Consider the following 10,891-nt stretch of genomic DNA (forward strand, 5'->3'; position numbering starts at 1 on the left):
CATCGAACACGTCCGGCAGACGGCGCTGAGGGGCGGGGGCCGGCTTAGAGACTTGAATGTTCGCCATGGGCTTTCTCCTGTCCGTACGCACACCACCGTGGCCCCCCGCCACGAAGTCCGGCGACGCAGTAAAGCGGCCGGCTGACGGCCGGCATTGACGGAGGTCAAAAAACCGATGCCGGACCCGCGCGTCCGGTTGCGCCCGCTCAGCGCATGCGCGACTTGAGCTTCACGACCTCACCGTCGATGACGAACGTGCCGTAACCGCGATGATGCAGCGTCTTCGGGTTCTTCTGCCCGGGATCGACCCAGGCCTTGATCACCTCCAGAACGAAGAGATTATAGGCATTGACCAGGCGCGTATTGGCGACGCGGCATTCGAGATTGGCAAAGCATTCCTTAACGAGCGGCGCGCCGACGCGCGTGGCGGGAAGCGGCGTCAGCCCACAAGCCTCGAACTTGTCGATGTCGCGGCCGGACGTGTTGCCGACGCGCACGACCGCGTCCGCCATCTCGACCGCCGGCACCGCGATCACGCATTCGCCGGTCGCGCGCAGCGCCGCGAAGCTGTAGTCGCTGCTCGAGACGACGCAGGCCACCAGCGGCGGCTCGAACTCGACCATCATGTGCCACGACATCGTCATGACGTTGGCGCGCCCTTTGCGGACCGTCGTCAGCAGCACCACCGGGCCGGGCTCGAGAAGCTGGTAGACCTTCGCCAGGGAAAGCTCTCTCATGCGCCGCGCCTTGCATCCGATCCGCACCGCCGCAAAAGCTACGCTCAAGAACGTGGGAAGCGCTTGATCGCACACAAGAGGGCCTCGGGCGATCAGGCCAGGCCCTCCGAAAGGCCGTCGGGAAGCCCCTGCCCCCGGTCTGCTCGAGCAGGAACGCATCGAGCTCCATCGCCGAGGGCAGGCCGGCCCGTGCGCCGAGCCTTCGGCACTTGAGCGCCGCCGCCGCCGACGCGACCCGCGCGCACTCCGCGTCCGGAAAGCCCGACGCCAGCGTCAAGGCGAAGACGCCGTGGAAAGCGTCTCCTGCGCCGGTCGTATCGACGACGGGCACCTTGAACGCGTCCTGATGCCCCACGCCTGCAGCCCCCTGCCAGAAATACCCGCGCGCCCCGCGCGTTACACCCGCATGGCGCACGCCGAGCGCAAGCAGCGCCGCAAACCGAGCCTCGCCGTCGGCACCGGCAACGAACTTTTCGAACCCAGGCGCCGAGAAGACCGCGTAGTCGGTGAGATCGACGACCCGCTCCAAAAACATGCCGCCGCCGAGATCGACATCGACCAGTGTCGGCACCCCACACGCCCGTGCCGCCGCGAACGCCGCCCGCGTGCCCTCGAGCCACGAAAGGTCGCTCAGCACCGCGCCGGCCGACGTGATCTCGCCGAGCGGCAGCCAATCGGCCTCCATCGGCAGGACGTGGTTGTCCTCGCTCACCACCAGCCGCTCACCCTTGGCGTCGACGATCACGGCCGCCGTCGGCGTCTTCGCACCCGCACACGCGATGACGCCCGTAACGTCCACGCCCGTCCGTTCGAGCGCGCGCCGCGCCTTGGCGCCGGTCTCGTCGTCGCCGACGCGGCTCCAGAGCCGCACCGCCCCGCCGAGCACGGCGATGGCGGCCGCGGCGTTGGCCGCCGAGCCGCCACCCTCCTCGCGGTGGTCGCGGGCGCTGACCTTGGTCGGCTTCGCGGGAAAGGCATCGATCCGGTAGACGCGGTCCAGCGCCGTGTGGCCGACGACGACGATGGGCTTTCCCGCCATGCACCTGCTCCCATTGGGTGACGAAGATCAGACCACACGCGGCTTTGAATGACCTGTGATGCGGTCGTTTGACGGCGATCAAGCAGGCGCGCCCGAGGGGCGGCAAGGCTCTCCGCCAGCGTTGCTTAAACCTCAGCACGGCAGCCGACGAAAGGTTCCCCGATGAACGAGTTCGTAAGAAAGATCGAAGCCGAGAACGCACCCTGGAGCCCGGCCGACTTCGAGGCGCAGATCCGCGCCGTCGGCCCCGAGCGCTATCACGACCTGCACCCGTTCCATAAGCTTTTGCACGGCGGCAAGCTGAACAAGGGGCAGGTCGCGGCCTGGGCCTTGAACCGCTACGTCTACCAGGAGGCGATCCCGCGCAAGGATGCGGCCTTTATGAGCCGCACCCACGACCGCGCGCTGCGCCGCGAATGGATCCACCGCATCCACGACCACGACGGCGTGCTGCCCGAGGAGGCGGGCGGCATCGAGCGCTGGCTGAAGCTCACCGACTGCCTGGGCCTCGACCGCGACTACGTGACGGGCATGCAGGGTGCGCTGCCCGCAACGCGCTTCGCCGTCGAGGCCTACGTGCGCTTCGTCGTCGAGCAGCCGCTGGTTGTGGCCGCCGCCTCATCTCTGACCGAGCTGTTCGCGCCCTCAATCCACCGCGAGCGCATCGCCGGCATGCTGTCCAACTACAATTTCGTCAACGAGGACGTGATGGCCTATTTCCGCCGTCGTCTCTCGCAGGCCCCGCGTGACGCAACCTTCGCCCTCGAGTTCGTGAAGCAGTACGCGAATACGCGCGCGCTGCAGGAGGCATGCGTCGAGGCGGTGCGCTTCAAATGCAACGTGCTGTGGGCGCAGCTCGACGCGCTGCACCTGGCCTACGTCGTCGGCATGATCCCGCCCGGCGCCTACCGCCCGGGCGAGGCATAGCGAGCTGCCCGCATCATTCACCGCCCTGTCCCTCCCCCCTTGTGCGGGAGGGGAATTCACACACGAGGAATTAAGTCCCTTGACCGAGGTCTTCACGACCGGGACCCACACCGACAGCGCGGAGCCGGCATGCCCGCGCCCGTTGGCGCCGCTGGGCCTGCTGGCCGAGCTAACCTACCGCTGCCCGCTGCAGTGTCCGTACTGCTCGAACCCGCTCGCCATGGAGCGCGGTGGCGAGCTCACCGCGGACGAGTGGCGGCGCGTCTTCCGCGAGGCCGCCGACCTCGGCGTGCTGCAGGTCCATCTCTCCGGCGGCGAGCCCTGCGTACGCCAGGACCTGGAGGAGATCCTGTCCGGCGCAGTCGACGTCGGCCTCTACACCAACCTGATCACGTCGGGCGTGACGCTGACGCGCGAGCGTCTGGCCGTACTCGCCAAACTCGGCCTCGACCACGTGCAGGTCTCGATCCAGGATACCGATCCCGCCAACGCCGATGTCATCTCGGGCTACCGCGGCGGCCTGCCGAAGAAGCGTGACGTCTGCCGCTGGGTCCGCGAGCTGGAGTTGCCGCTGACCGTCAACGTCGTCGTGCACCGGCACAACATCGACAACGTCGCCGCCCTGATAGACTTCGCGGTCGAGGTCGGCGCGGGGCGCATCGAGATCGCCAACACGCAATACTACGCCTGGGCGCTCAAGAACCGCGCTGCGCTGATCCCGACGCGCGCGCAGTTCTACAAGTCGCTCGAGATCGTGCGCGAGGCGAAGGAGCGCCTAAAGGGCATCATCGTCTTCGACGTCGTCGCCCACGACCACTACGCGGTGCGCCCGAAACCCTGCATGGGCGGCTGGGGCCGCAGCCTCATCGACATCACGCCGACCGGCAAGGTGCTGCCCTGCCACGCCTGCGAGACCATGCCGAACCTCGGCATCGAGACCGTGCGCGACCGCCCGCTGCGGGACATCTGGCTCGACGGGCCGGCATTCCAGAAATATCGCGGCACGGCCTGGATGAAGGAGCCCTGCAAGAGCTGCAACCGCTGCGAGATCGACTGGGGCGGCTGCCGCTGCCAGGCCCTCGCCGTCACCGGCGACGCGGCCAATGCCGATCCTGCCTGCGCGCTCTCGCCCTGGCATGAGGAGTTCGCCGCCATGGCCGAGCGCGAGAGCGAGGCCCCCTCGCCTCCCTTCATCTACCGGCGCATGGGTGCCGGCCGATCGACCGCCTAGAGCAGCGCCCCCTCACCCGCTCGCTGCGCTCGCGACCTCTCCCCATCATGGCGGAGCCATGCTTCGCATGGACGGGGAGAGGTAAAAGGAAGCGCACCCACTTCACCTCTCCCCGATGGGGAGAGGTCGCGGCGCAATAGCGCCGCGGGTGAGGGGGCGCTGCACCGTTTCACCCAAACCCCGTCTCCGAGAACCCGGTAACCCTGTTCCAGCCGGGACAGAAGTCTCCTGCCGCCGGTGGCATGTTCGCCTCAACGGACGGCCCCGCCGTCAATCGAGACGAGAGCCAGGGAGACACACCATGTACAAGGCCATCGGCATCATCCTCTGCGCGCTGTTCATCGCCACCTTCCAGATCTCGGCCGCTTCAGCCGGCTGTGGCGGTGGCCACGGCGGATATCGCGCCAGCCCCGCGAAGCTGTTCAAGAAGCAGGCCCTCAATCAGTCCCGCGCCCGCAAGGCCCGCGTTGTTGCCGCCGCCAAGCAGAAGAAGGCGGTCCAGCAGGCAAGCGCCAAGAAGGCGGAGCCCGCGAAGGTTGCCGCTGCCGAACCGACGCCGGCAAAGGAGGAGACCAAGACCGTCTCGGAGAGCATCACCGAGACCAGCGAGAGCAAGGTCAACGTCGCGTCCACCGGCCAGTCCTGCACCAGGTTCTTCGCCGAGACCGGCACCACCGTCACGGTCGACTGCGCACAGCAGTAAAATTCGAGCCACAGACCGAGGATCGGAGCAGCCCCTGCCCCGATCCTTTTTTCTTGTGCGCACTCACAGGCGGATGCGCGCGTTCTCCGGATCGTAGAGCGGCTGAAGCGTCACCTCCGCCGGCACGCGCTCGGTCGCGACCTCCAGCTCATAGGTCCCCGACAACACGAAATCCTGATCGACGCCCTGCTCCGGGCGGCGCACATAGCCGTAGCCGATGGAACGGCCCAAGGTATAGCCGAAGCCGCCGCTCGCGAGCCAGCCGACGCGCGCGCCGTTGCGGTAGATCGTCTCGCGCCCGAGCAGCACCACTGACGGATCCGCCGTGAATCCCGCGAGCAGCCGCGGCAGCGGCTTGGCCGCCTGCTGGACCAGCGCCTCGCGACCCTGAAACGGCACGTTCGACTTGAGCTTCACGGCCCAGCCGAGCCCGGCGACCAGCGGCGAGTGATCGGGCCCGATCTCCGCGCCCCACGCGCGATAGCCTTTTTCCAGCCGCAACGACTCGATCGCGCGGTAGCCGGCGTTGGCGATGCCGTGCTTAGCGCCTTCCACCATCAGCGCGTCGTAGACGGTGGCAACGAACTCCGTCGGGATGTGCAGCTCCCAGCCGAGCTCGCCCACGTAGGTCACGCGCAGTGCAAGTGTCGGCGCCCCGGCGAGCGTGATGCGGCGCGCCGTGCCGAACGGAAACCCGCCGTTCGAGAGATCGGCGCTCGTCAGCGGCGACAGCACGTCCCGCGACCGCGGCCCCATGACGGCGAGCACGCCGTAGGACGACGTGACATCGATCAGGCGCACATCCTGCCCGGCAGGAATGGACCGGGCGATCCAGTCGAAGTCATGTGTGGCGAAGCCGGTTCCAGTCACCACGTAGTATTCGTCGTCGGCCACGCGAGCGACCGTCAGATCGCATTCTATCCCTCCGCGCGCATTGAGCATCTGCGTATAGACGAGCCGCCCCGGCGCCTTGGCGACGTCGCCCGCGGCGATCCACGAGAGCGCCTGCACGGCGTCGCGGCCCTTGATCATGAACTTCGCGAACGAGATCTGGTCGAACACCGCGACCCGCTCTCGCGCCGCCTGGTGCTCGCGGCCCACGGCGGCGAACCAGTTCTGGCGGCCGTAGCTCAGGAGGTCGCGCGCCTCCTCGCCGGCCGCGACATCGGCAAACCAGTTGGGCCGCTCCCAGCCGAGCTTCTCGCCGAACACGGCGCCCTGCGCCTTGAGGCGGTCGTAAAGCGGCGAGCGCCGCAAAGGACGTCCCGACGTGTGCTCCTCGTGCGGCCACGCCATGGTGTAGTGCTTGGCGTAAGCCTCCATGGTGCGCGTGCGCACCCAGCCCGTGTCGAGATGGTTGCGCCCGAAGCGGCGGATGTCGACCGGCCACAGGTCGTAGGGCGGCGCGCCCTTGGCGACCCATTCGGCGAGCGCCATGCCGGCCCCACCCCCGGCCGCGATGCCGAACGCATTGAACCCCGCGCCGACGAAGATGCCGCGCACCTCCGGCGCCTCGCCGAGGATGAAGTTGCCGTCGGGTGTGAAGCTCTCCGGCCCGTTGATGAACTGGCGAATGCCCGCCGTCTGCATCGCCGGCACGCGGCCGGCGGCGAGTTCCAAAAGCGGCTCGAAGTGCTCGAGATCGTTGTCGAGGAGCTGGAACTCGAACGGCTCGTCGAGCTTCGTCTCGGTCCACGGCTTGGGGTTCGGCTCGTAGCCGCCCATGACCAGCCCGCCGACCTCCTCCTTCCAATAGGTGAGCCGGTCCGGATCACGCAGCGTCGGCAGCCCGGATGTCATGCCGTCGATCCTCTCGGTGATCAGGGACTGGTGCTGCATGGAGACGAGCGGGATATTGACGCCCGCGAGCGCCCCGATCTGCCGCGACCACTGCCCGGCGCAGATGACGAGCTTCTCGCAGGCGACGCGGCCCTGGTCGGTCGCCACCGCCCGCACCGCGCCGCCCTCGACCTCGATGCCCGTCACGCTCACGCCTTCCCTGATCGTGACGCCGCCCTGCCGCGCGCCCTTGGCCAGCGACATCGCGATGTCGGACGGCGATGCCTGCCCGTCCGTCGGCAGGAACGCCGCGCCGACCACGTCGTCGACCTGCATCAGCGGCCACAGGTCCTGCGCCTCCCTGGGCGTCAGGAGTTGCATGTCGAGCCCGAACGACTTGGCCGTCGTCGCCTGCCGCTTGACCTCGACCCACCGCTCGGCGTTGCAGGCGAGCCTGAGGCCGCCATTGCGCTTCCACCCGGTGGCGAGCCCGGTCTCGGCCTCGAGCCGGTCGTAGAGCGCCACCGAGTAGCCGAGGAGCTGCGTGATGTTGGCACTGGAGCGGAGCTGCCCGACGAGGCCGGCCGCATGCCACGTCGAGCCCGACGTGAGCTTGCCGCGCTCGATGAGCAGCACGTCCGTGAGACCCATCTTGCCGAGATGGTAGGCCGTCGAGCAGCCGACGATGCCGCCTCCGATGACGACGATCTTTGCGGACGACGGCAGGTCGCTCATGAGGTCTCCAGGGTAAGGAAGCGCGCGTAGGAGGCTTCGAACCGCGCGAGGTTCTCGGCCGTGTAGGCGCCGTAGTCGAAATCGACCGACGAATGGATCTCGGACACCATGGCCCACAGCGTCTCGCGCAGGAGCGACGCCGCCGTCATGGCCGCGGCCCTGCGGCGCAGATCGGCATCGACCGGGCGGCCGAAGTAGCGCGCGATGAGATCCTCGGCCATCTCGGCCGGCATCTCGCTGTTGGAGGCGAGCCCGCCGAGGTCGAACAGCGGCGAGTTGAAGCCGGCGTAGTCCCAGTCGAGCAGCCACAGCCGGCGGCCGTCGTCGAGCACGTTGGCGGCGAGCAGATCGTTGTGGCCGAACACCACGTCGATGGGCCCGACCGCGGCCTCGAGGCGGCCGGCCCGCGCCAGCAGGTCCGGCAGTAGCGGCGCATGCCGGCTGCCATCATCACGCAATGTGTGCCCGTAGTCGCGCACGACATGGAACGGCCAGAACATCGGCGCCGGACCGCGCAAGTGCAGCGCCACGCCGCGATGGCAGCGGCGGATGAGATCGACGAGCGCATCGAGGTTGGCGGGATTGCGCACATCCTCAGGGGTGAACGTGCGCCCTTCGATGAAGGCCATCACCATGAGGCCCGGCTCCGCATGCACGACCTCAGGGCTGATGCCGGCGGCGTGCGCCGCCCGCGCCGCGGCCAGCTCGTTCGCGCGCACGATGCCGTGCACGAGGATGTCGCCCCCGGTCCGCACCACGTATTTCCGGCCGCGGTCGGCGACCACGAAGTTCTTGTTGGTGATGCCGCCCAGCAGCGGCTCGGGATCGACGCGCCCGAACCAGATGTCGAGCGAGGCGATGCGCGCGAGCAGCGGGTCCTGGCTTGAGGGATCGGACAAAGGGCAAGACCGGGGTTGCAGGAGGGTAAGGACGCGTGCCGAACCTTGCCGCACGCGCGGCAGGCTGTGAAGTGCAGGACGTTGATCAAACTGCTGAGATTTAAGGCACGAGGAACCCTGCTGCCCCTTGCAATGTTCTTATTTTGTTCTATCCTGTATTTCACCCGTTTGCGAGCCTGGAAGAGCATCTGCATGCCGCCCGCTGCCCCGAGCCCCAGCCGCGCCGAGATCGTGGCGGACCTGCGCCGCCACCTCGTCCGCATGGAGGGTATGCCGGCCGACGGCGAGGACGGCCTGTCGTTCGGCCTCTCCGCGCTCGATGCCCGTCTCCCCCAGGGAGGCCTGGCCTTCGGCGCCGTGCATGAGATCGCGCCGGCAAACGAGGCCGACCTGCCCTCCGCCTTCGGCTTTCTGCTGGCGCTGCTTGCCCGCATGCCGGAACGCTCCCCGCTGCTGCTCGTCCTCTCATCGAAAAAGCTCGCCCGCTTTGGGCGCCCGCACGGCCACGGCATCGCTGGCCTCGGCCTCGACCCGGCGCGCCTGATCCTGGTCGAGACCGCGGACGAGACCGAAGCCCTCTGGGCCACAGAGGAGGCGGTGCGTGCGCGCGGCCCCGCGGCGGTCGCCGCCGCGCTCGGCGGCCGGCTCGACCTCAAGGCCAGCCAGAGGCTGCTGCACGCCGCCCGCGACGCGCGCCTGCCGCTGCTGCTGCTGAGGCCGGGAGGCGAGAGCGTGCCCACCGCGACGACGCGCTGGCGCATCGCCGCCGCGCCCGGCACGCGCGACCGCTTCGGGATGTTGTCCGGCTGGCGCTGGCAGGCGACGCTCCAGCGCTGCCGCAACGGGCGGCCGGGAGAGTGGATGTTGGAGTTCGATCATGCCACGCATCGTTTCGGTCTGGCTGCCGCAGTGGCCGGTGCATCGCTGGCTGGCGGCGGAGCAACGCAAGCCCTCGGGCGCGCCGGTTGATCCCCGCGCCCCCTTCGTGCTTACGGACGGGTCCGACGCGCCGCGCATCACGGCGCTCAACCCCGCGGCCCAGGCGAGCGGCCTCGCCGTCGGCGAGACGCTGGCGGACGCCCGCGCCCGCATCGGCGCCCTGCAGGTGCGCCTCGCCGAGCCCGCCGCCGACACGAAGGCGCTCACGCGCCTCGCCCAATGGGCCACACGCTACACGCCCTCGGTCGCGCTCTTCCGGGAGGAGAGCGGCACCGACGGCTTCTTCCTCGACGCCACCGGCGCAACGCATCTCCAGGGCGGCGAGGACAAGCTGCTGGCCAACCTCGCGCGACGCCTGCACGCCTTCGGCCTGCCGGCGCGCTTGGCGCTCGCCGAGACCGCCGGCACCGCCTGGGCCGTCTCGCACTTTGCGCGCGACCGCGCCATCGTCCCCGCAGGCACCGAGGCTGAGACGCTGACGCGACTTCCCGTCGAGGGGCTGCGCCTTCTCCCCGAGACCACCCTCACGCTGCGCCGGCTCGGCCTCAAGCGCATCGGCGACCTGATCGGCAAGCCGCGCGCCCCCTTCGCCGCCCGCTTCGAGACCGAGCTGCTGCTGCGGCTCGACCGCGCGCTCGGCATCGCCCCCGAGCCTCTGGCCCTGCTCACCCCGCCGCCGGTCTACATCGCGACGCGCTCGCTGCTCGAGCCCATCGACAGCGAGGACGCCATCATCGCCGTCGCCACCCGCCTCATGCAGGATCTCGTCCCGCGTCTCGAGGCGGACGGCGCCGGCACGCGAAGCCTGCGCCTCAGCCTCTACCGCGTCGACGGCGCCGTGCAGAGGCTGAACGTAGGCTGCACACTGCCGACGCAGAGCCCGGACCACGTCGCCCGCCTGATCCGCCTGAAACTCGAGCGCCTGGCCCGGCACCTCGAGGCCGGCTTCGGCTTCGAGACCCTGAGCCTCGCCGTCACCGTGGCCGAGCCGATGAAGCCGCGCCAGCACACGCTGGCCACGGCGTCCGAGGAAGCCGAGCGCGCACAGCGCTGCACCGTACTGCTCGACGCATTGCGCCAACGGCTCGGCCCGCAGAGCGTCCACCATCTCGCACCGGTCGCGAGCCATTGGCCCGAACGCAGCGAGACGCTCACCGTCACGCCGCATGAGGCCACCTGGCCGCCGGCGCATAGCGCCTGCCCGCGTCCGCCGCTCCTGCTGCCGCGCGCGGAGCCGGCGGAGGTCATGGCGCTGATGCCCGACGGCCCTCCGCTGCGTCTGCGCTGGCGCGGCAGACTGCACGCCGTCAGACACGCCCAAGGCCCGGAGCGCATCGCCGCCGAATGGTGGCGCACGGCGAGAGACGCGCCCACGCGCGACTACTACCTCGTCGAGGACGAGGCCGGCCGCCGCCTATGGCTCTACCGCGAGGGCATCCCCGGCCGCGAGACCGCCGCCGCCCGCTGGTTCGTGCACGGGATGTTCGCATGAGGCAGGCATAATGACCCACTACGCCGAGCTGGCCGTCACCACCAACTTCTCGTTCCTGCGCGGAGCCTCGCATCCGGGCGAGATGGTGGCCGCCGCCGAGGCGCTTGGGCTCGCTGCCCTCGCCATCGCCGACCGCAACAGCTTCGCCGGCGTCGTCCGCGCCTTTGACGAATGGAAGAAGCGCAAGGCGCTGAAGCTGATCGTCGGCGTGCGCCTCGTCACCCTCGACGGGCAGGAGATCCTCGCCTACCCGACCGACCGCGAAGCTTACGCCCGCCTCTGCCGCCTCTTGACCACAGGCAAGCGCAAGGTGCCGCACAAGGAGCACACGCAATGTCACCTCACCTTTGAGGACATCCTTGACGCGGCGGAGGGCCAGATCCTCGTCGCGCTGCCGCCCGAAGATCTCA

General features: G+C 69.3%; 9 protein-coding genes and 1 pseudogene. 6 read left to right on the plus strand and 4 right to left on the minus strand.

The genetic code is table 11. The features are described 5' to 3' along the window. Nucleotides 1–206: 206 nt before the first annotated feature. Nucleotides 207–737, minus strand: coding sequence for a flavin reductase family protein (locus tag IT540_RS15385; RefSeq protein ID WP_291179784.1), 531 nt, complete (start codon nt 735–737; stop codon nt 207–209). Nucleotides 738–969: 232 nt separating this feature from the next. Beyond that, nucleotides 970–1,776: pseudogene (locus tag IT540_RS15390) on the minus strand (PfkB family carbohydrate kinase); the annotation flags it as partial. A 162-nt stretch (nt 1,777–1,938) separates the two neighbouring features. Between IT540_RS15390 and pqqC the strand changes: the two are divergent. From pqqC to IT540_RS15405, 3 genes are all read left to right on the plus strand, one after another. Beyond that, the gene (pqqC, locus tag IT540_RS15395) at nt 1,939–2,703 is read left to right on the plus strand and encodes a pyrroloquinoline-quinone synthase PqqC (RefSeq protein WP_291179787.1); all 765 of its coding nucleotides are present in this window, start codon (nt 1,939–1,941) and stop codon (nt 2,701–2,703) included. Between the two features lie 79 nt (nt 2,704–2,782). Continuing rightward, entirely contained in the window at nt 2,783–3,934 is a 1,152-nt protein-coding gene (pqqE, locus tag IT540_RS15400) for a pyrroloquinoline quinone biosynthesis protein PqqE (RefSeq protein WP_291179790.1), read from the plus strand. Between the two features lie 301 nt (nt 3,935–4,235). After that, the gene (locus IT540_RS15405) at nt 4,236–4,637 is read left to right on the plus strand and encodes a hypothetical protein (RefSeq protein ID WP_291179793.1); all 402 of its coding nucleotides are present in this window, start codon (nt 4,236–4,238) and stop codon (nt 4,635–4,637) included. A gap of 63 nt (nt 4,638–4,700) precedes the next feature. On the opposite strand, the gene IT540_RS15410 is transcribed toward IT540_RS15405, so the two are convergent. Next, on the minus strand, nt 4,701–7,151 hold the full coding sequence (locus tag IT540_RS15410) for an FAD-dependent oxidoreductase (RefSeq protein ID WP_291179796.1): 2,451 nt from the start codon (nt 7,149–7,151) through the stop codon (nt 4,701–4,703). Further along, nucleotides 7,148–8,050 (minus strand): choline/ethanolamine kinase family protein, encoded by a 903-nt coding sequence (locus IT540_RS15415; protein ID WP_291179799.1) that lies wholly within the window; start codon nt 8,048–8,050, stop codon nt 7,148–7,150. Before IT540_RS15415 ends, IT540_RS15410 begins: the two co-directional genes overlap by 4 nt. 192 nt (nt 8,051–8,242) lie before the next feature. Between IT540_RS15415 and IT540_RS15420 the strand changes: the two genes are divergently transcribed. From IT540_RS15420 to IT540_RS15430, 3 genes are all read left to right on the plus strand, one after another. Next, a complete protein-coding gene (locus IT540_RS15420) occupies nt 8,243–9,019 on the plus strand; it encodes an ImuA protein (RefSeq protein WP_291179802.1) in 777 nt (258 codons plus the stop codon). Further along, entirely contained in the window at nt 8,928–10,481 is a 1,554-nt protein-coding gene (locus tag IT540_RS15425; RefSeq protein WP_291179805.1) for a DUF6504 family protein, read from the plus strand. Before IT540_RS15420 ends, IT540_RS15425 begins: the two co-directional genes overlap by 92 nt. Before the next feature lie 10 nt (nt 10,482–10,491). After that, a partial coding sequence (locus IT540_RS15430) for a PHP domain-containing protein (protein WP_291179808.1) occupies nt 10,492–10,891 on the plus strand: 400 nt, incomplete at its 3' end.

This window comes from Hyphomicrobium sp. (assembly GCF_020852195.1).
Taxonomy (GTDB): Bacteria; Pseudomonadota; Alphaproteobacteria; order Rhizobiales; family Hyphomicrobiaceae; genus Hyphomicrobium_C.